Below are 22080 nucleotides of genomic sequence, written 5' to 3' on the forward strand. Positions count from 1 at the left end.
AAAAAGAATTAAGGTGAAGTATTATGAATATCGAAAAGCTAATTGAACAATTGGGTAAAACCCTTGGAAAAATAATTTTTAATAAAAAAGAAAAGTATAGTGAGAAGGTTAATGTTTACCAAATGAGTTCAGTGGATACATTTAAAATAATTTTTAACAAGTTATTTCATGATGGAAATTATAATAAAGCAGAAGATTTAATTTTTGATGAATTAGAAAAAAATAGTTCTCCTGAAGTATATGAAGTCGCAATTGAATTCTACAGTTCACTACTTAAAAAAAGTGATGAAGAATTGAATAAAAGTAATTTTTCAAGAAAAGAAATTTATCGAGGGTTAGATGATATACAAAAGTTTAAAATTGAATGAAATATTTCGCCAAGAGTTCCTTCTTCAACTATATACCCATCGGTCGTAAAAAGAACTATATTTACAGCCTCTCTAGCAAATCCAATTTCATGGGTTACTTCCTCATTATCATGATACTCATTTGCTTTTTCACTTATACTTACTACATGAATATAATGAATAATAACTATTTTTATAAGGGGTACTATTGTAATGCTTAGTTTAAAATCACTAAACACATTGCATACCTATTTAAACTATAAAGAAGATCAGCCTATTAATACTATAAACATGCTACAAGGTGTTGTTACTTTATTTAAAGATTCTATCAATCAATTTGGTGCTACTTCTCCAGAAGACGCTGTAGACATATGGGCTAAAGGTGTAAAGACGAGGAATGGTGCCTTACAATATGCTGTACTTAGTAAAAGTCTAAAAGCTAAAATGGAGAATTCTCTTAATAATACAAGCTGGATAACTGGTGCTTCCAGTCCATGGATAGAAAGTTATAAGATAACTGAGTATAAAAAAATCAACTACATCACATATAGAGCAATGATAAACTTCCACTTAATGGCTGATAAGCTTGATGCTGGATATGTAAATGCTGAATTAACTATCGAAAAGTCTGGCAAACATTGGGTCATATCCAAAATTAAATAGCATTTAATTTCTTATAGGAACACTAGGTCGAAAATTACTTTACACAATGGGCCATGTTGGTAAAGCTAAAAGTAGATTTAAAGACTTTTATATGAAACTCCTCCTCCTTACGTCAGGGGAGTACTCTCTGCTTAACGGACTGAAGCTTGGAAACATAGCCTGGAGTGCAAGTCAATTTTCGGCCTTTTATATCTATAAATAGATTTGATACTTGACTTAAACACCTGTTTTACACTTTAATGTTTAATATGTAAATTTAAGACCATTGGTAAATTCCCATTATGGATTTTTTATCCCATAATCCCATTAATCCTATATAGAATTACTCCTCGATTATTGTTACAATAACCTTGCAAGTAAGCCGAATCTCCATTTGGAGTACGGGGGATTTTATTTTAGGGGTGAATCTTTTAGATTTGAAAGTAGGGGACCTCAACCCGAACCCGTCAGCTAACCTCGGAGGCAAAAGAGGAGGAAGAATATGTTTAAATCAAAAAAATTAAAAGCATTCTTGATAACTTTATCATTATCACTTGTATCTGCTAAATCTGTACATGCTGCTAGTTATACAGTTACCTATGGTGACTCACTATATCAAATAGGTAAACTTTTTAATACCTCTGCTAACATAATAATGCAGAATAATGGACTTTCAAGCAGCAATATTTACCCAGGGCAGGTATTAAACATTTCAGCAAAAACTTATACTGTACAAGCTGGTGACAGTCTTTACTTAATAGCACAAAAATATGGGGTTTCATTGTCTTCTTTAAGACAGGCTAATAATAAATGGGACAACCTAATTTACCCTGGACAATCATTAAATATACCAGGAACTGCATCAAGTACCGCAACTCAACCATCAAAGCCTACAGTATCTAAATCTGTAATTCCATACACTGCTAGTGACGTTGATCTTTTGGCAAGATTAATTACTGCTGAAGCTCAAGGTGCACCATATACTGCAAAAGTAGCTGTTGGTGCTGTTGTAATAAACAGAGTTCAAGATTCTCGTTTTCCTAAGAGCATAAATGATGTAATATATCAAAAAGATGGCGGTTATTATCAGTTCTCACCTGTTTTAAACGGATGGATCAATAAACCTGCTACTCAAGATTCAATAAAAGCAGCCTATGAGGCTTTAAACGGTGCGGACCCAACAAATGGAGCTTTATACTATTTTGATGATAGTACAACAAATTCATGGCTTTGGTCAAAGACTGTAGCATTAAGAGTAGACAATATGGTGTTCTCTTACTATAATTAAAGACAATACAAATTAGTATATATTGTGAAATAAAAAGGTTACTGTCCGTGCAGTAACCTTTTTATCTTGTTTGTATTTATTCTCAACACTTCTTACTGACTCCATTTTCTTTTGCAATAGTCCATATGGAGTCACCTAGCTTAACCACGTATATTTTCAAGATTCTAACCTCTTCTATACACACTACCAATAATTAGTACATTCCACTTTTATTTTATGTTCCGAAAAGCAAAGTTTTTAGTTCTGAAATTTGTATATATAATTAGAGAGCAGGGGCTAATATCCCCTGCTCATATATCATAATAAAAATATTACCGGTAAACTTTTATTTTCATCCCCCGTTTAATATTATACTATGCATAAATACTAAAGTTGCTACATTAAATCATATTTTGCAATATAAAATATGAAATCTTGCACAAATCTCTCGCTGCGAATTATAAAATTCATTAATACTTTAACAAAGAATTATATCATTTAATATTCTATTGTATTAACCGTTCAAAGTTTATTTACAATTTAGATAATTTGATATATTATATTATTATAAATCTTTATTTTCAGAATATATTTTAAATTGAAAAGAGGTCAACTATATGGATTTAAGCGAAATCTCTTTTATGGACTTGCATAATCACACCATTTGGTCTGACGGTATACACACACCTGAAAAAATTATACAAAATGCAATTGTTAATTCTGTAACTACAATAGGTATTTCAGATCACTTTGAAACAGATAAATGCCAATCAGTGCTAAGAAAAGATATTAAAAATTATATAATAAATATTAACGAGTTGAAAGAAAAGTACAAAGACAAGATTCAAGTACTTGCAGGAATTGAAATATGTATGAATAAAGAATTATGTGACTTGGATAATCTACCTTACGAAGAGCTTAATAAATTAGACTATGTGCTTTTAGAGTATATAGATTACTTCAAACACAGTGTTAAACTTAGTGAAATCGGGAAATACACATCAAAGTTAACTTGTAAAATAGGACTTGCCCATACAAACTTACTAACCGCTTGTAAAATATACGGTTTAAGATATGTTGTCAATACATTAAAAGATCACAATTTATTTTGGGAATTAAACGTAAATGAAGGATATGACTACTTTGATGAAGTAGTAGACTCTATAGATTCTTGGAAAACGAGCAGATTGCTAAAGAAACTTAAGAAAAATAACATATTGATGTCTGTAGGTTCTGATACTCACAGCCTTGACTATTATGATATAGAAAAACTAACAATAGGAAATATGATAGCAAAACATCAATCTATAAGAATGTTAAAATACGATTTCTCCGTAAATAGACTTATGCACGGTAAAACCTTAACTCATTATGGTGCTTAATAATTAACATCCAAATTCACCTCTAGCTATATATTTATAATTTTAAGGCTTGGATATATTTAAAATCCAAGCCTATTTTTATTTTTTATATAAATAATACATCTTGAGTTAATTTAAAATAAATTTATTGTTGCATATATTATTTTTTCAGTTATACTATACTATGGAATTAAATTATCATCCATCATCTTCATATTGAGAAGATAATATCCATCGGATAAGATTATTTATAAAGTTAAGATTTTGACTTTTAAAATACCCTCTTTTTATGTTATTATAAATTATAATATTCTTATTTATCAAAACAATTCAATAATTGAATAAGAATCTTTATATTTATTCAATTGTCAATTTATTGAATAAACAACTTCCAATCTTGAATAACTTTTTCTAAAAATATTTACTTTAGAGAATCTATACTAGATAAAAAGGGGGACTGATTTATGACTACAGAATTACAACAAGCTGAGGAATTTTTAAATCAGTATGGTATGTCATTAGGTCGTAATAAGAGGACAAGCAGCCACTTATTGAGGAAATTAACTAGACAAAATATTATAGCACGATCTATGCGCTGTGTATATAAAATAGATAACTTTATAATTAAAGCCTCCTCAGATGCTACAGGCTTTCGTTTACCTATTGGAGCAGATCAATGTCTTAATGAGTTTGATTTATATACATCAGATGACGAGCGACTGCAAGAGTTCAAAGAGATATTATGTCCTGTATATGCAATATACGAAAGTAAATTTCTATATTTAACTGTTCACAAGCTTTTAAATGCACTAGATACAAGCACCGAATCTACAGAAACAATATATACCTATATCGAAAAAGGATTCAAGTTTGCAAATGAAGACAAATTTTTTCCTGTTTTAGAAAAATTCAAAAGTTCCTGGGTTACTAATTCTCCTGAACTTCAAAATGAATATTGCAAAATTAATTCCTTTGGATATGATGAAAATAATAATTTATATGTTCTTGATTATGGAATGTTATAGGATTTATCCTATAACAAAATTTTTTTTGAATTCTTTATTTGTTTTTTGAAGCATAAGATGTTTATAGTACGTCTAATATGCTGGAAGGAGGAAAATATCTTGACATAAGATATTATTGCGTATATGGATAAAGAGATTGAGAGACTAATTGATGAATATGGGAATGACGTACTCAGAATTGCATATATGTACTTAAAGGACAAACACCTCGCAGAAGATGCATTTCAAGAAGTGTTTGTGAAAGTATATAAGAACTTTAATAAGTTTCAAGGAAATAGCAGCGTGAAAACTTGGATTTTATCTATTACTATGAATACTTGCAAAGATATATTAAGAAGCTCTTGGTTAAAAAGAATAGTATTTAGCCAAGATCAGAAACTTATTAATTGCAGTGATAATATTGTGGACAATCCCGCTGAAGAGGTTATAAAACAACTTCAATATAATGAGCTATTAAGTGAAGTCATGAAGCTTCCTAAAAAGTATAAAGAAGTAATTATTCTTTTTTATTATGAAGAAGTTTCAACTTCTGAAATAAGTAAAATACTAAGTATACCTGAGGGAACAGTAAGAAGTCGGTTATTTAGAGCTAGGGAATTTTTAAAAAATAATTTAGATGGGAAGATAAGCTATGAATAAAGATATCAATAATTTGAGAGAAATTACAAATTCTGTTCTTGAAGATATTAAAGTTACTGATGAGTTGAAGTCATTAACTCTAAAAAGATGCAAGGAAGAAAAGAAATATAATATTAAACCTATTTTTGTAACTGCTGCATCTGCAGCTATTATGGCATTTTCAGTTTTTAGCTATAAATTTATACTACACAATCCTAATTTGACACAGAAAAGCAGTAAGGAAGTATCCCATAAATCAGTTAGCCTTAACGACCTTAATAATGATCAATCTTCGGATAGAAGCAATATAGCTAATCAAGATAAATTAAAAAACAATGTTATCAATAAAGAAGAGCAATCTAAAGCCACAGTACAGCAAAGTAATCATGATATTATTACTAAAAATAATCAAAGCAAAGAAAAAATTACTTCATATAATAGTAGCAAAGATAGCAAATTGATGGATTCCGCTAAAAATAAAACTTCAAGCAGAACAGAAGAAATCAAACTCCCTAGTAATTTGGCAGAAGATAAGACAACAAATAGTATGTCAGAAAACTCAACATTAAACACCAATGCCGATAAAAGAAATGATGTTTCTACAAATGGCATTTCCAGCAAAGATACTCCTTCAACAAAAGCATCACTAGACTCACCTAAGTCTGCTAGTATAGCTGACGCAGAAAGTTTCTGGGGAGGGAAAGTTCTTATGCCTTCATATGTACCAAAAGGCTTCGAGCTTACAGATATATCTGTACCTAAAGATAACTCTAAAGAAATATGTGTAAAGTTAAACTATAGTTTTGAAAACACTTATTTTAAAATAGTTCAAAACAAAAGTACTACTTATACAAGCTATGTTGGCACAAGTGTTGATATTAAAGGCTCGAAAGCATATATTTCTAAAAGTAAAGATGCAAATAATCCAAGCTTAACAATAACAGAAATCAAGTGGGTAAATAATAATATACAATATACTATTATAGGAAATCTGCCTGAAGATGAATTAACTAAAATACTAAGCTCAATTAATTAATATAGAACAAATAAAAGTGATAAAAATCGCCATAAGGCTTTTATTTTATATTAATACCTTTTATTTAAATAGGACATAATAGCCTATAGAAATAATTTTAAAATATATGTTTTGATAATTTTATTTTAACTTGGAGGAATGAATATGAATGCTGGAAATGTAAAGATATCAATAATAGGAGCTGGCGCTGTAGGTTCTACAACAGCCTTTGCTATAATGAATTCCGGACTTGCATCAGAAATAGTAATAGTTGATATAAACAAGGAAAAATCTCTAGCGGAAACAATGGATTTATCACATGGAGTATCCTTTGTAAAACCTGTAGAAATTATATCTGGAGATTATGTTGATACCAAAAACTCTGACATTGTAATTATTACTGCTGGCGTAGGAAGAAAGCCAGGACAATCTAGATTAGATTTAATAAACAATAATCTTCAAGTATTTAAAGCAATCGTTCCTGAGGTTGCCAAATACTGCCCAGATAGTATAATAATTGTGGTTTCAAACCCAGTGGATATACTTAGCTATATAACATATAAGCTTTCTGGTTTCCCGTCCTCAAGAGTTATTGGCTCTGGTACTGTTCTTGATACATCAAGATTCAAATATATGCTTGCAAAACATTTCCATATAGACTCTAGAAATATACATACCTATATACTTGGCGAACATGGTGATTCAGAAATCGCTGCCTGGAGTTTAACCAGTATTGCTGGAATGAAAGTAGAACAATACTGCAATCATATTTGTAAAAAATGCGGTGGTGATTTTAGGATTGCAATAGCTGAGGAAGTTAAAAATACTTCTAAAGGCATTATCCAAGGAAAAGGCTATACAAATTATGCTATAGCTCTATCTATAAGAAGAATCATTGAAGCAATATTAGGTGATGAAAATTCTATACTAACGGTTTCAAAAATGTTTACAGGGCAATATGGAATAGAAGATGTTTATATGAGTATACCTTCAGTAATCGGGCGAACTGGCATAATAGATTCTCTTTCGGTACCATTAAACTCTTATGAAGAGGAAAACCTAGTGAAATCCGCTGCTTCTCTTAAAGATTTTATATCGCAACTTCATATTTAATAATAACTAAATAAAGCAGAGGTTAAATGACACCTCTGCTCCTAATATTCATGCAAAATTTGTACCGGTATTCATTTTGTTTTATCCTTTGTCCAGTTTATACTATGCGCCTGGGTAAAATATGTTACTACATACTTACCATTTTTCTGCATTCATCTGCACATTTGCGACAGGCATCCGCACACATTCTATTGTGATCGTCAGTAAATTTACTGCATTCTTTTGCACATTCATCACAAATATTAGCACACATTTCACATATTTGTTTTAAATGTTTGCTTCTTCTTGACATTGCACAACCAGCCATTGAACAGGCATCTGCACAATCCATTAGATCTAATATACAGTGTTCTCTTGATTTAACATCTTGTTCTTCTAAACATAATCTGAAACATTCCTGACAGATTTGAGCGCACTTATGACAAGCATCAATGCAAGTCTGATATTCTGCGTTAGGAGCCATTATTGTAGCATTCATAAAAAAACACCTCTTTCAAAAATAATGTATTAACTACAGAATATATTTTGCTCTTGACTACAAAATTTTATACTGAACATTTTTTATCGTAAATTCAGGTTTCACTTTAGCTGAGCTTTATTATCTCTCTTACTGCTTTTACTACGTCTTCAAGTTCTTTATTGGCATCAACAATATAATCGCATTCTACTATCCTAAAAACCTCTCTATCATTCTCTATTCTATCATTTATACTATCTAAGGTTCTATTATCTTTTTTCATTCTTGAAATTCTATTAATTTCATCACATTTTAAATAGATAGCTATTACTTCAGCATCATTCGTTAGCCTCTTTAATTCTCTTACTCCTCTTGGATCTACCGTATATACGCTTACACCTTTATTCTTATACTGTTCTTTTGTTGACCAATAATGATGTTTATCAAAAAAGGTTTCAGCTATTATTTCAGAACCTTTATGCATAGAAAGCCAGGTTTCATAATTTACATCTACAAAAATATGTCCTTTCTCATTAACGTTTCTCTTTTTTCTGTCAGTGTAACTTAATATATAGTTATATCCATCTTTCTCCAACATTTCAGCAACACTACTCTTGCCGCATCCACTTTCACCTACTAAACAAACAATCTTATCCATTTTATCCCCCTATTTTAAATATGGAAAAAATAAGCTCAATAATTGAGCTTATTTTATGTAAACTATTTAATTATTTAACTCTACGACCAGTTAAAAAGTCTCCCCTATTAAGAGGTGATACTTTTACTACATCACCTGTATGAGGAGCATGTATGTACATACCGTTTCCAACATATATTCCTATGTGATGCGGATTACTTGAGGATCCAAATAAAACCAAATCTCCCGGTTGCAGCTGATCTCTTGATACAGGTGAACCGTCATTTATCTGTTCATATGTAGTTCTTCCTAGTCCTACTCCAAAGTGAGCATATACATATTGGGTAAATCCAGAACAGTCAAATCCTGATGGAGAAGTTCCTCCCCAAAGATAAGGAGTACCTAGAAAATTATAGGCATAAGATACAACATCGCTATTAGAGCCAGCTGAAATAGACACTGATCCTCTAGATAAGCTGCTTGTACCAGATGTGCTTGCTAATGCATAATTTCTTTCTGAAGCTTTCGCCTGTGCTAGCATTTTCTTCTGATCTTCTTTATCTATTTTAAGCTTAGATAGCTTTTTTTCATTATCTGATTTTAATGCCAATAACTTATCATTCTTATCTTTTAGCTCTTTTTGATCTGCAAGCATTTTTTCTTTTTTACTGCCTAAGTCGGCCATTACTTTATTATCAAACTGCATAATTTTTTTAACTGCTTCCATTCTCCAAACAAAATCTTGGATATCCTTTGAGTTTAATATGATATCCAGATAACTATCTACACCGCTGATATATGCCGCTCTTGCTCTTTGCTTAAATATATCTTCGCGTAGCGCTATATCTTTTTCAGTATCAGATACTTCCTTTTGTAAATTTTTTATTTGACTTTGCGTACTGTTTAATTCTTTCTTGTTGCTTTCTATTTTACTCATGGCGTCTTCTATCTGGTTGTCCAACATTTCTATCTTTCTTTCAATACTTTCATTTGTTGAAGTCTGATTATTATTTGCTGCAGGATTTGCTAAAACTGTACTGCTGAACATTAACACTCCAGTGCAGGTAGCAACAGCAAATTTAAGTAATTTATTCAACATCATCTCCCCTTTTCAAAAATTTTGTATCTTTATGTCAAAAAACTAAGTAAACCCATTATATCATTTATTTCTATATATTTTAATATTATATCCAGTATTTTTTTTATTTTTTTATGGCAACACTGAGCATTTATTCCTTATGATCCATATTATTCAAATCTACACTATGTACTTTAAACAGATTTTACTTGTCACCATCGGATAAACTTATAATTTTTGGAACTAATACGTAAATAGCCCACCTACTAATAATACAATATTTAGACAAAATTTTAAATAGTAAATGCAAAAATAGGTACGATTTTAATTCGCACCTATCTTATATATCATAATAATATAATTTAATTTAAGTTATTTTCCAACATATCCAGTAGCTCATCAAATCTTTTTATGGTATCTTCTAATGGTTTAGGTGTTGTCATATCTACTCCAGCTTTTTTAAGCACATTTATTGGGTAATCACTAGAGCCACTTTTCAAGAATCCTTTATATAGTTCTACAGCTTTCTCACCGTTCTCAAGTATCTGTTTCGCAAAGGAATTTGCTGCAGCATATCCGGTAGCATATTGATATACGTAGAAATCTCTATAAAAATGTGGTATTCTAGCCCACTCTATATTTATCTCATCATCTATAACCATATCTGGTCCAAAGTATTTTACATTTAACTCATGCCAGATTTTGCTTAAGTCTTCTGCAGTAAGAGGCTTTCCATTTTCTATGCTCTCATGAGTAGTTTTCTCAAATTCAGCAAACATAACTTGCCTAAATACTGTAGTCCTTATTTGCTCTAATTGTTGATTTATAAGGAATAATTTCTTATTTTTATCACTTTCCTTATCTATCAAATATCTTATTAATAAGCTTTCGTTTGTAGTTGATGCAACCTCAGCAACAAATAACGAATAATCAGAATAAACATAAGGTTGATTTTTTCTTGAATAGTAAGAATGTATTGAGTGTCCCATCTCATGTGCAAGAGTTGAAACATCATTTAGCTTAAAATCGTAATTTAAAAGTACATAGGGCATAGTATCATAATCTCCTGAAGAATATGCTCCACCTCTTTTGCCTTTGTTAGGATATATGTCTATCCAACCTTCTTCTATTCCTTCACTGAAAATATTTAAATACTCTTCTCCTAAGGGCTTTATACCCTCCTTTACAATCTTTACCGCATCATCAAATTCTATGTTTTCCTTTGGAGTGTCGATAATAGGTACATATAAATCATACATATGAATCTCATCTAATCCCAAAAGCTTTTTCTTAATTTTAACGTATCTATGGAGTGAGCTTAAATTTTTATTTATAGTATTAACGGTATTTTCATATACCTCTAATGGTATGTTATTAGGCTTTAATGAGCATTCTAAGGCACTACTATAGTTTCTCGTTTTAGATATAAAGATAAAGTTTTTAATTGATGAGGTCAAAGATGCTGCAAAGGTATTTCTGTATTTATTATAGGTGTCAAATAATCCTTTGAATGCTTCTTGTCTTACTCTTCTATCTTTAGATTGAATATAGCTTCCATAATTAGATTCTGTTAGTTCTACACTATTGCCTTCCTCATCCTTGATTACAGTAAAAGTCATATCTGCATCTGATAACATACTAAAAATTCTATCTGGTGCATTTAAACAATCTGAAACTGAAGCCATGAGCTCTTCTTTTTCTTTTGTCAGGGTGTGAGGTTTTCTTTTTAATATATCTTCCAGTAGAAAAGTATACATTTTTAAATCTGGATTATTTTCTATTTCTTTTTCTATGGTTCCTTCAGGAAGGCTCAAAATTTCTGGAACAAAAAATGCTTGAGTACTACCTATTTCCGCAATATAGGTAAATATCTTATCTTTTAGAGCTTGGTATGTTGGATTAGCAGTATCTTCATCACTTTTCAAATGAGCATAGACTGCTAATTTACCAGCAAGTCTTGATACCTCTTCATCTAGCTTAAGATATTCTAATAAGTACTTTCCATTCCCTAGTTTGCCAGAGAACTCTGTAAGTTTAGGAACTCTCACCCTTAAATTTTCAAAATCCTTTTCCCATTGCTCCTCACTCTTATATATTTTATCAACTTTCCATTTGTACTCCTGTGGTATTTCATCTCTAGTTTTAATCTTTTTAACCTCTGACATTACAATCTCCCCTTTATCAATTTTAAAGACTACTAAGTACTTAGATTATATATAGGTTAACTGACCGCTTTTACCTCTATATATAAACAATTATATTTATATCTAAAATAAGTTTTCCCATATTTTACTTTATTATAACATATAAACAGAGTTCTTAGCATCTTTAGCACTTAGAAGACGTTATCCTTTAGAGTAAATCGTTATACAGGTCGTTAGCCGCTAGCAGTGTACACTTTGATGATAGTTGCTTTTACCGAGTACTATGGGAGTATTAGAGCAGGTAGTCATCGGATAAACAAAAATGATTATAAAATTATTAGGCATTATTAATAGCGTAAGAACCTTCTGCCATTTTTAATAGGTTTTCTCTTATGTTTATTTCACTATATTCACTAGTTAGAACAACTAAATAATCACCTGCATAAATGCTAGTATTTCCTCTTGGAATAACTTCATTCTCTCCTCTTTTTATTGACACTAACAAACACTTCTCTGGCATATTCAGTTCCTTAATCTTTTTGCCCTCAAGATAGGAGCCGTGATGTACTACAACTTCTAAGATTGTTTTTACATTATTATCTTCTGATAACTCTTTTCGACCATTCTTTGCCAGTATTCTCTCAAGTAGTGATTCATAAATCGGCTTTGAGCCCATCAAATCAGCTATAATGTATGCAATGATAGATACTAATGCCAAAGATAATAAGTGATTAAAGGAACCTGTCATTTCAGTAATTAAAATACTTCCAGTAATTGGAGCTCTTACTATTGCTGTAAAATATCCTGCCATTCCTAGTATCATAAAGTTATTTACATATTGAGGCGGAAAATGAACAAATTTAACTAAAATAGTTCCATAAATAGCTCCGGTCATTCCTCCTATTACTAATAAAGGAAAGAAGATTCCACCTGGTGCACCTGAGCCAAAACTAATCATTGAAAAAGCAAACTTTATCAATAGTAAAATAAATAAAAATCTTAATGTGTTATTGCCATTAATTATCGATACTATAAGTTCATGACCACCGCCTAGAACTTCAGGTAAAAACAATCCAAGCATACCTGCTAAAACAAATGGAATAATCGGTCTGAACTGTACTGGCAACCATTTCTGATTTGCATATAAATTTTGCGTTTTAAGCAAAGTATAATTATAAAAAACTCCAAAGATACCTATTATTATTCCGAATATAATAATAAAAGCATAATATTTTAGTGGAAGCACAGAAAAACTTTCAAATTGAAATATTGGCTTCAACCCAAAAAATTCTTTTGATATGAAGTCTGCTACCAAAGATGCTGACATTGTAGAAATCAACACTAAGGACGAAAAGTTTTTATGTACTTCCTCCAGAGCAAAAATTACTCCGGCTAAAGGCGCATTAAAAGCTGCTGCTAAACCAGCACTTGCACCACTAGTAATAAGATATTTTTCTTCAATTTTTATTCGTTTAAATATTTTGCTAAACCCTTGACCTACAGCCGCTCCTAGTTGAATTGATGGGCCTTCTCTTCCTAAAGATAATCCAGCTATAATACATATAACACCGCCAACAAATTTTTCAACTATAACTCTCCACCAGTTCATATTAAGGTGTCCCATTAATATTCCCTCTACTTGAGGTATTCCACTTCCACTGATCATAGGATTTTTCTTTATCATAGTTCCTACAACGTATCCTGCAATTATTAGAACAGTAATCCATATAGGTATCAACCAAATATTTTCTGTTTGAGTTTTATAAATATTTTTAGCTAGTACACCTGCTTTATCTAGGGCTAGTCTATAAAATACAACTAATAAACCAGATATCAGACCTACCATAATACCTTCACTTACTAACTTGATTCTATATTTTTGCATAAAAAATAAAGTATCAGTCGTACAATTACTGTTGTTGGTTTTCATATAAATTCACCTCCACTAACTTATATCGCTTTTCATCAATCAATAAAGTTCTTATCTTATAGTTATCAATTTAACTATATGAATTCATAACTTAATTTCCCTTGAAAATCATGGAATTTAAAATAGCTATCGGTAACCGATAGCTATATAAATAAACTTAATTATCTTCTGTTATTTCTTTGTTGTTGCTTTCTTGCTCTTCTGCAATCTGGACATCTTACTGGTTCATTTTCGAATCCTTTTTCTTTGTAGAACTCTTGTTCTCCCTCAGTAAATATGAAATCCTTTCCACAATCTTTACAGTTTAATGTCTTATCTGCCATTTGAACATACCTCCGTATTTTATATTGGGTATCTAACAATTCACAAACAACCATTTTCCAAAATAAAATCGGAGAATGTTATCATGATATTAAATCCCTCTGTTTTTCTACAGTGTACATTATACCACATTGTGCATATATTGTCTAGATATCTTCATTGTTTTTCACATTGCTAAATTTGTAATTATACTACTTATTTTCTATAATTTTAACAACCTAACCTTTGGGTCTAAATATTAAAGAAGCAAGGAATGCAAAAATTAATGCCGATGATATACCTGCACTTGTAACCTCAAAAATTCCAGTAAGCACTCCTATGATACCGTCTCTTTTTGCCTCTAATAATGCACCCTTTACTAATGCATTACCAAAGCTGCTAATTGGTACGGATGCACCTGCACCTGCAAACTTTATTAATGGCTCGTATAATCCAAATCCACCTAAGATAGCGCCTATTACAACTAATGTGCATGTTGTATGAGCTGGAGTAAGTCTAAATACATCCATCATAATTTGCCCTATTACACAAATTCCTCCACCAATTATAAATGCCCAAATAAATTTTACCATAACTAATGACACCTCTTTTACATTTCTATGGATACAGCATGCGCTATGCTGGGTATACTCTCTTTTTGCTGATATGACAGTGGAGATAGCAAAGCCCCTGTTGCCACAATCAAGATCTTTTTTAACTCGCCTTTTTTCATACGATTTAAAAAATGTCCATATGTTACTATTGCAGAGCAACCACAGCCACTTCCACCTGCTATAGTTGGCTGCTCTGGCTTATATATCAACATTCCGCAATCTGTAAACTTATTTTCCGGAATAATTATACCTTGTTCTTGTAATAAATCCTTTGCTATTTTATGTCCTACTGAGCCTAAATCTCCTGTTGCAATAATATCGTAGTATGAATGATCAATATTTAGATCTTTAAAATGCGCTTTTATAGTATCTACAGCTGCTGGAGCCATAGCTGCTCCCATATTAAAAGGATCAGAAATTCCCATATCAATAACTTTTCCGATAGTTGCTGATGTAACTCTAGGCCCCTTACCACTTCGACCTAAAAGTGATGCTCCTGCTCCAGTAACAGTCCATTGAGCAGTGGGTGGTTTCTGCCCACCATATTCAGTAGGATATCTGAATTGTTTTTCTGCTGTTGAATTATGACTGGAAGCACCTGAGATAACATATTTAGCATAATTGCCATCTACCATCATTGCAGCTAGCGCTAATCCTTCCATAGAGCTAGAGCAGGCTCCGAATACACCTAAAAAAGGTAATCCTATCGTTCTTGCAGTAAAGCTACTACTAATTATTTGATCTAAAAGGTCTCCACTTATAAAAAACTGAATATCCTGCTTTTTTAAACCGGATTTTTGTATAGCTATTTCAACTGCTTCTTCCAAGAGTCTTCTTTCTGCCTTTTCAAAACTATCTTGACCAATCCATGTATCCTTATGCAGTATATCAAAATCTTTAGCTATAGCCCCAGATGCTTCAAAAGGGCCTCCAACAGATGCTGAACTTAAAATTACAGGTTTGGAGTTAAATATCCAAGATTGATTGCCTATAAGCATCTACATCACACCTAACCATTCCATAGTAATTCTTAGAATAGCCATAACGAAAGCGGAAAAAACTCCAAAGACAATTACTGCACCGGCTATTCTAAACATATTTCCACCTACTCCAAGCACATATCCTTCACTTTTATGTTCAATAGCTGCAGAAGCCATTGAATTGGCAAAACCAGTAACGGGAATGGCTGTTCCTGCACCAGCCCATTGTGCAATGTTATCATAAACTCCAAAACCGGTAAGTAAAACTGAAATTATAATTAGTGTTGCTGAAGTTGGATTACCTGCTGCTTCCTCTTTGAAGTGAAAATAATTAATATACATCCACTGCAATCCCTGCCCAATAAGACATATAAATCCTCCTGATATAAATGCTCTAATACAGTTTTTCAAGACTTGCCTTTTTGGCTCTCTATCTTTTGCAAACTTTTGATACTCTTGCTGCTCTTTAGTAAACTGATTTCTTTTCTGATTAGACATTTTATCACCTTCTAGCGTAATATTACATTTTTCAATTTCCTATTTTATTGTTGCTATTTTTATGTCTTTGCATACGTAAATTTTGCTTAGGCATCTGAAAGAAAATAGCAAGTCAAAGATGCGACGGATATTTTGTGCCAGACAAGGAAGCAGGTTCCGCAGATAGTGAACCCTATCTAAGGTTTCTGCTGACGCAGTATGGCTCAAAATAGACTAGTATACTGACTAGTTATTTTCTTTCGGATGCCTTATGTAACAGATAATTATTTGTATGTTTAATATGCTCTAAGCTTTATTAAATTATACTTTTGAACCATATTTAGTGACATTTTGATATTTAAAATTATTCAATTTAATTTTATAAAATCAAGTAGAAGGGAAATTTAAAATAATTTTCCGGACATCTCATACCACTGAGTTGTCGCCATATTGGGCGCATACAGAAAAAGAGAAGCCTCTGCTCCTCTTCTTTAATATTCTAATTAGTTTCAATTCGTAATTTAAATACCTAGTCTTTAGTTGAACCTTTTTATTTTGTTAAATCAATATTTATCTTATACTTATCTTCAACTTGAGGTTCATCTACAATAGGAAGTGCTATCTTATACTTTTTACTTTTGTCTATAGGTGGCAGCTTAATTGACACAATTCTTTCTTCTACATTTTCAAGCACAGCTATAGCTCCGTCCTCTGCCCGTTCTATGTCATTATAGTCCTTATCTATAATAACAGTTTGATTGATATTTCTGAAGGGATATACACCATTACCTTCAAATTTAAATGTAACTTTGGTTTCTTTATCTGTTGCCTCTATATCTTTTATGCGAACGGTACTATTTTCTCCTACTTTTATCACCTGGTTAACTAGCTTTTCTATGGTTGAGAATTCTCTAGCTTTATCTATATTAAATACATGAATAACATTGTCAAAAGCATATCCAAGAGACTTTTCCTTCGCTGTTACAGGTCTACTTTTTGTTATAACTTCCTGAGGGATGCTAAAATCAATACTGTTCACTGTAGTTTGCAATATAGAATAATGGAATCCATTAATCTCTTTTGTTTTGTCTCCCCAGTTTTTAAGCACAGGAACTATAGTTAACGCTTTAACATTAGATAAGTCATTAAGTATCTTTATCTTACCCTCATAATTTTCTTTGTTAGATGAACCACCTCCAAAATCGCTTTCCAGTTTTCTGCCTTTATCATCTATAACAACAAAGCCGAAGATTCCATCTTTCATATTTTCATTTAACTTATCATAGACACCTGTATAGATTATTGTATTTCCTAATGGACTTATCACCAACTTTTCAAGATTAAGTGTGCTATTTGGTATTTTAATGCTCTTATCCAGATTAATAGTTCTTGAGTTTGTTGATTTATTCGTTTTAGAAACCTTAAATTTAAAATCCCAAGGACCTTTTACATCTCCAATCCAAACGATATTTAAATCAACATCTATATCATTGGGTAATTCCATGTCTGAAATGTTGGCATAGGTTACCCTAATAAGCTTATTATCATCTATCTTTTTATCCTTACTAGCATAAGCAGTTACTGATTTACCATTTAGCTTTATGTTCCCCATGTCTCCTCCATTTTCTTTTAGTTTTTTGCCTTCGATTATTGAAGTGATTGCCAAAGTGTTATTATCAATCACAATTTCATCTATAGTTATTTTTATTCCATCCTTCTCTACAGTTTTATTTACACTAGTTGAAAACTGTTCAAATTTATTAAAACTCTCTCCCATACCATTATAATTAATTAATTTAAAGATTGATTTTATACCAGGAATTGCTTTTGCTATATCAGGGTTAACAATCCCTACAGTTGTTGTAACAACTAACACTACAGCAGCAACAACTGCTATCTTCTTATATGTTCTTTTAAAGTTTGCTATCTTCCTTTCTCTTCGGCCTCTTTTAATACCCTTTTTAACTGCTAAATCTATATCTATTGGAATTTTAATTTCATTCTTTAACTTCTCTAAACTATCCATATTAAATTATCTCCTTACCCATAAATATTCTTAAACTGCTTAATCCCTTATTAAGATGAGTTTTTACAGTGCCTACTGGACAATCCAACACTTCAGAAATCTCTGTTATGGTAAGATCTTGAAAATACTTTAGCAATATCACATTCTTATATTTATTCTCTAGCCTATCTATATAATTGAGGACATCAAGTTTTTCTTCAATTCTATTTTCTTGATAATAGTTAGACCTACTAGATAGATTGTCCACTAATGATACAATTTTCTTTTCCTTATTAATAAAATTAATAGCATTATTAATTAAAATTTTAGTTAGCCATGTTTTAAAGTATTTAGGCTCTTTTAACTTATTTATGGAAATGTAAGCTTTATATACTGTCTCCTGCAGTATATCTAATGCATCATGTTCATTCTTTGTATAGGCAAATGCTATTCTGTAAAGTCCTTCTTTACTAATATCCATAAGATATTCAAAAGCTTTTTCATCTCCGTCAATTGCCAGCTTTACCTGTTCTTCAAGAATCATATTTAATCTCCTTTAATCTTTAAATTACGCGTAACTTATATTTTACACTTATTAGACAATGAATATCAGTAAACGGTTTTAAAAATTTACAAAAAAACTATAATTTAGTTTAGGAATTATCCTATGAAAAAAAAACGTATTGGTTTTCTCCAATACGTTCTACCTTTATTATTTAAACTTAAGTTCTTCTACCATTTTTCTAGTCTCTCTCAAAGATCTGTCAATCTGTCCAAAGTTGTTCTTTGCTACTCCAATAAATAATATATCAATTAATGTTAATTGTGCTATTCTTGAAGATATGGCCCCTACTCTCAAATCCTTTTCTATACTTGGCACCTGAAGTTTTATATCTGCTATTGAAGATACAGGATTGGAGCCGTATTTTGTTATAGATATACACTTTGCTCCTTTTTCTTTTGCCTTAGATAAAGCACTGTAAACTTCCTTTGTTTTCCCAGCATAAGATATTGCAATAGCAACATCCTCCGCCTCAATGTGTGCAGCCATTGAAAGCTGCATATGACTGTCTAAATGCATAAATGCATTTTTATTTATTCTCAATAACTTGTATTGAAAATCTAGTGCTATTAACGCTGAAGCGCCTACTCCAAAGAGATAAATATGCTTCGCCTTTTGAATAGCATTCATGGCTTCTTCAACTTGTTTTTCATCCAGTAATTCAAGAGTATCCTCAATGGTTTTAATATTCTTTCTTGCTGTCTTAGACATTACCTCTCTAACTGTATCTTTTACGTCTATATAATCGTAATCTGATTCTTCGTCTTTTTCCTCAACATCATTCTTGGCAAGAGCAATTTTAAATTCCTGAAAACCTTCAAACCCTATTTTCTTTACAAATCTAATAACGCTAGCTCCACTGGTATCCGTGAAAGAAGCTAATTCTGCAGCAGAAAGTTTATAAATTTCACTTGTATTATCTAAAACATACTCCGCTATTTTTTTCTCCGAATCAGTCATATTCTCAAAACTTTGTTTTATTATTAGCGAACAGTTCATATATTTTCCCCTTTTATACTATTCTAAATCTAAATTTTCCCTCATCTTTTATATAATCTAGCAAAAATAATTCTTCCTCAATTACCATTCCAATCACATTGACTCTGCTATCTTCCTTTAAATCTCTCCTGCATACCTGTAATTCACCCATGTACCTTAGATAGCCTTCATTATCTACAGTAATTGAACCTTTTTTTCTATAAGTTATACCTCCAGGTTTAATTACACCAGAATTCATACACATTCGGCTTTCGACAGCTCTAACTAGATCTTCAGCGCCATCACTCCTATTAGTATAACTTTTATAGTTCAGCATATCCAAAGACATATTATCAGAAACCATAGGATTCACCTTTAACTCAATAATATCCTCTGGTACTGAACCTACTTCACATATTTCTTTATCAGATGGTATACTATCTCCGAAAAATACGTTATCTACTCCTAGAGCATAAAGATGCTTGGCACATATTTCAGGTTTTAAAAATCTGTGCATTTCAATTGTAGGTAAGCCCTCCTGAAGAGGAGGCCTCTTATTTATTAAAGATGGTATAAAAGCTGATATCTTCATATCCAATTTTTTTAACATATCATTTTTTCTAAGTAGACTATCAATAGATATACCTGTATTCATTCTAGGATAAAAATTATGACATGCCTGCATATTTTCAAGGCAAGGATCGTAGCTTTCAAACTCTCTCAAAAACTTTTCTGTAACAGTACTTCCATTTATCTCAATTTTAAGTCCACACTCATTTTTTGTGAACCCAGCTATTTCTTCTGGCGAAAATCCATAATCAATTCTAAGTACATCAATTCCAAATTCTTTGATCCTTCTTAGATCATTTTGCTGTATATTTAAATATTCAAAGCCCTTTGGAGAAATATCTGCTATAACTTTCATATCTAAAGTCTTTGCTTCTTTTATTATTGAGGTAAACTCATTTATAATTATATCATAATTTGCTTCAGGAATATGAAGTGAAGTAAATATTCTGTCAAAGCCATTTTCCCTAGCAACTTTTATATATCTAATATTCTCCTCTAAACTGTAGTTTAAACCCATATATATAGAAATACCCTTTCCCATAATTGTTCACCCTCCACTTCTAATTCTTAATTGACAAGAGTCTTTCTTAAAAGAAAGACTCTCTTATATGAACTATTCTATTATATCATCAAAGCCTAATAAGAATGTAGCTATAAAACCAGCTGCATATGCTATTAGAACGCCTACTATATATAATAATGGTGTGTTAGTTATTGCTGCAAGTGGAATGCCAGAAAGCCCCATACTTGTAGATGCAACCTTAAATAATGCTTGTGCAGCACCACCGAAGGCACCACCTATACATGCTCCAATGAATGGTTTACCAAGAGGTAAAGTAACACCATATATTAATGGCTCTCCTACTCCCATGATTCCTATTGGTAATGCAGTAATAATTGTCTTCTTCATTTTCTTGCTCTTAGTTTTTACATATACAGCTATTGCCGCTCCAACTTGGCCTGCTCCAGCCATAGCTAATATAGGTAATAGTACGTTCAATCCTGTTGATTTAAGCAACTCCACATGAACCGGAGTTAATCCCTGATGTAATCCAGTAAGTACTAAAGGCAAGAATGTTCCACCAAGTATAAAACCAGTTACAGCTCCTCCACCAGAAATAGCTGCCTTAGTAGCATTTCCTATAGCGTCAGATATCATTCCACCAGCAGGTTGAAGTGCGTAAATTGCTACAAAACTTGCTACAAGCAATACTATAAGTGGTGTTAAGAATAAATCCAATACTTCAGGTACAATCTTTCTCAACTTCTTTTCAAGCCAGCTTGAGAATGCAACAACAAGTAATACTGCGATAATACCGCCTCTACCAGGTACTAGTGCTTTTCCACCAAGCATTACCTTTGCTAAATCAGGATGTGTAATAACAGCAGCCATTACTCCACCAAGTGCAGGTGATCCGCCAAATTCCTTGGCAGCGTTTATACCTACAAATAAGTTTAATCCAAAATACACAGCATTACCTGCAACCTTTAATATTCCTCCAACAGTTCCTGCTCCAAAGCCTGGGTTATATTTAAGAACAATGTTTAATATAGCAGTTACAAGACCACATGCTATAAAAGCAGGTATCAATGGAATAAATATATTTGATATTTTTTTAAGAAACAACTTAAATGGTGTAGCATTTTTTGCGCTTATTTCTGATTTTCTCGCAGCTGCTTCATCCATTTCGCCTATGCTTATGCCGGAAAGTAGACCAAATTCGTATGCAACTTTATTTACTCTTCCCGGTCCGAGTATAATTTGTAGCTGTCCACCTTGTTCTACTACTCCCATTACGCCATCAATTTTCTTTATTTCTTCTATCTTTACAAGTCCCATATCTAATATATTAAGTCTTAAACGTGTCATGCAGTGAGCAACCTGTGATAAGTTCTGCTTTTCTCCAACTACTTTATAAATTTGCTGAGCAATATCTTTTGGTGATAACTTTTGTGACAT

Annotated in this window: 23 protein-coding genes and 1 riboswitch; of the genes, 8 read left to right on the forward strand and 15 right to left on the reverse strand. The window is 31.7% G+C overall.

What is annotated here, in order from left to right:
- The first annotated feature begins 23 nt into the window (after positions 1-23).
- Positions 24-368, forward strand: a complete 345-nt coding sequence (locus I6U51_RS08040) for a DUF6483 family protein (protein ID WP_211142155.1) — start codon at positions 24-26, stop codon at positions 366-368.
- Here the strand turns inward: I6U51_RS08040 and I6U51_RS08045 are convergent.
- On the reverse strand, positions 326-586 hold the full coding sequence (locus tag I6U51_RS08045; RefSeq protein WP_211142156.1) for a hypothetical protein: 261 nt from the start codon (positions 584-586) through the stop codon (positions 326-328). The two genes, I6U51_RS08040 and I6U51_RS08045, sit on opposite strands and share 43 nt — an antisense overlap.
- Between I6U51_RS08045 and I6U51_RS08050 the strand changes: the two genes are divergently transcribed.
- From I6U51_RS08050 to I6U51_RS08085, 7 genes are all read left to right on the forward strand, one after another.
- A complete protein-coding gene (locus I6U51_RS08050) occupies positions 561-1010 on the forward strand; it encodes a hypothetical protein (RefSeq protein ID WP_211142157.1) in 450 nt (149 codons plus the stop codon). The genes I6U51_RS08045 and I6U51_RS08050 overlap by 26 nt on opposite strands.
- A gap of 349 nt (positions 1011-1359) precedes the next feature.
- Positions 1360-1490, forward strand: a riboswitch (cyclic di-AMP (ydaO/yuaA leader).
- Between the two features lies 1 nt (position 1491).
- Positions 1492-2277, forward strand: a complete 786-nt coding sequence (locus I6U51_RS08055; RefSeq protein ID WP_211142158.1) for a cell wall hydrolase — start codon at positions 1492-1494, stop codon at positions 2275-2277.
- A 596-nt stretch (positions 2278-2873) separates the two neighbouring features.
- Positions 2874-3638 carry a CpsB/CapC family capsule biosynthesis tyrosine phosphatase gene (locus tag I6U51_RS08065; protein ID WP_211142160.1) on the forward strand — a complete coding sequence of 255 codons (765 nt, stop codon included), beginning with the start codon at positions 2874-2876 and terminating at the stop codon, positions 3636-3638.
- A gap of 443 nt (positions 3639-4081) precedes the next feature.
- Positions 4082-4642: a hypothetical protein gene (locus I6U51_RS08070; protein ID WP_211142161.1), complete on the forward strand. Its 561-nt coding sequence runs from the start codon at positions 4082-4084 to the stop codon at positions 4640-4642.
- A gap of 123 nt (positions 4643-4765) precedes the next feature.
- Positions 4766-5281 (forward strand): sigma-70 family RNA polymerase sigma factor, encoded by a 516-nt coding sequence (locus I6U51_RS08075; protein WP_211142162.1) that lies wholly within the window; start codon positions 4766-4768, stop codon positions 5279-5281.
- A complete protein-coding gene (locus I6U51_RS08080; protein ID WP_211142163.1) occupies positions 5274-6296 on the forward strand; it encodes a DUF4367 domain-containing protein in 1023 nt (340 codons plus the stop codon). Before I6U51_RS08075 ends, I6U51_RS08080 begins: the two co-directional genes overlap by 8 nt.
- A gap of 144 nt (positions 6297-6440) precedes the next feature.
- Positions 6441-7388: an L-lactate dehydrogenase gene (locus I6U51_RS08085; RefSeq protein WP_211142164.1), complete on the forward strand. Its 948-nt coding sequence runs from the start codon at positions 6441-6443 to the stop codon at positions 7386-7388.
- 127 nt (positions 7389-7515) lie between these two features.
- Here I6U51_RS08085 and I6U51_RS08090 read toward each other — a convergent pair whose 3' ends face one another.
- The 14 genes from I6U51_RS08090 to I6U51_RS08155 all read right to left on the reverse strand — a co-directional run bounded on the left by I6U51_RS08090 (position 7516) and on the right by I6U51_RS08155 (position 22080).
- Positions 7516-7866, reverse strand: a complete 351-nt coding sequence (locus I6U51_RS08090) for a four-helix bundle copper-binding protein (RefSeq protein WP_211142165.1) — start codon at positions 7864-7866, stop codon at positions 7516-7518.
- Positions 7867-7972: 106 nt separating this feature from the next.
- Positions 7973-8503, reverse strand: coding sequence for an AAA family ATPase (locus I6U51_RS08095; protein WP_211142166.1), 531 nt, complete (start codon positions 8501-8503; stop codon positions 7973-7975).
- A gap of 70 nt (positions 8504-8573) precedes the next feature.
- The gene (locus I6U51_RS08100) at positions 8574-9581 is read right to left on the reverse strand and encodes a C40 family peptidase (protein WP_246517163.1); all 1008 of its coding nucleotides are present in this window, start codon (positions 9579-9581) and stop codon (positions 8574-8576) included.
- Positions 9582-9922: 341 nt separating this feature from the next.
- Positions 9923-11725, reverse strand: coding sequence for an oligoendopeptidase F (gene pepF, locus I6U51_RS08105; RefSeq protein WP_211142168.1), 1803 nt, complete (start codon positions 11723-11725; stop codon positions 9923-9925).
- 316 nt (positions 11726-12041) lie between these two features.
- Positions 12042-13634 carry a ClC family H(+)/Cl(-) exchange transporter gene (locus I6U51_RS08110; RefSeq protein WP_211142169.1) on the reverse strand — a complete coding sequence of 531 codons (1593 nt, stop codon included), beginning with the start codon at positions 13632-13634 and terminating at the stop codon, positions 12042-12044.
- A gap of 161 nt (positions 13635-13795) precedes the next feature.
- The gene (locus I6U51_RS08115; RefSeq protein WP_211142170.1) at positions 13796-13957 is read right to left on the reverse strand and encodes a zinc-ribbon domain-containing protein; all 162 of its coding nucleotides are present in this window, start codon (positions 13955-13957) and stop codon (positions 13796-13798) included.
- Positions 13958-14173: 216 nt separating this feature from the next.
- A complete protein-coding gene (gene spoVAE, locus I6U51_RS08120) occupies positions 14174-14527 on the reverse strand; it encodes a stage V sporulation protein AE (RefSeq protein WP_211142171.1) in 354 nt (117 codons plus the stop codon).
- A gap of 17 nt (positions 14528-14544) precedes the next feature.
- The gene (gene spoVAD, locus I6U51_RS08125) at positions 14545-15546 is read right to left on the reverse strand and encodes a stage V sporulation protein AD (protein ID WP_211142172.1); all 1002 of its coding nucleotides are present in this window, start codon (positions 15544-15546) and stop codon (positions 14545-14547) included.
- Complete coding sequence (gene spoVAC / locus I6U51_RS08130) at positions 15547-16026, reverse strand: stage V sporulation protein AC (protein WP_211142173.1); 480 nt, start codon at positions 16024-16026, stop codon at positions 15547-15549.
- A 529-nt stretch (positions 16027-16555) separates the two neighbouring features.
- Positions 16556-18031, reverse strand: coding sequence for a DUF4179 domain-containing protein (locus tag I6U51_RS08135; protein WP_211142174.1), 1476 nt, complete (start codon positions 18029-18031; stop codon positions 16556-16558).
- A gap of 1 nt (position 18032) precedes the next feature.
- Entirely contained in the window at positions 18033-18554 is a 522-nt protein-coding gene (locus I6U51_RS08140; RefSeq protein ID WP_211142175.1) for a sigma-70 family RNA polymerase sigma factor, read from the reverse strand.
- 168 nt (positions 18555-18722) lie between these two features.
- Positions 18723-19571, reverse strand: a complete 849-nt coding sequence (locus tag I6U51_RS08145; RefSeq protein ID WP_211142176.1) for a MurR/RpiR family transcriptional regulator — start codon at positions 19569-19571, stop codon at positions 18723-18725.
- 13 nt (positions 19572-19584) lie between these two features.
- Positions 19585-20661 (reverse strand): DUF871 domain-containing protein, encoded by a 1077-nt coding sequence (locus I6U51_RS08150; protein WP_211142177.1) that lies wholly within the window; start codon positions 20659-20661, stop codon positions 19585-19587.
- A 72-nt stretch (positions 20662-20733) separates the two neighbouring features.
- Complete coding sequence (locus tag I6U51_RS08155; protein WP_211142178.1) at positions 20734-22080, reverse strand: PTS transporter subunit EIIC; 1347 nt, start codon at positions 22078-22080, stop codon at positions 20734-20736.

The sequence above is a fragment of the Clostridium aciditolerans genome, assembly GCF_016316925.1.
GTDB classification, from domain to species: domain Bacteria; phylum Bacillota; class Clostridia; order Clostridiales; family Clostridiaceae; genus Clostridium_AM; species Clostridium_AM aciditolerans.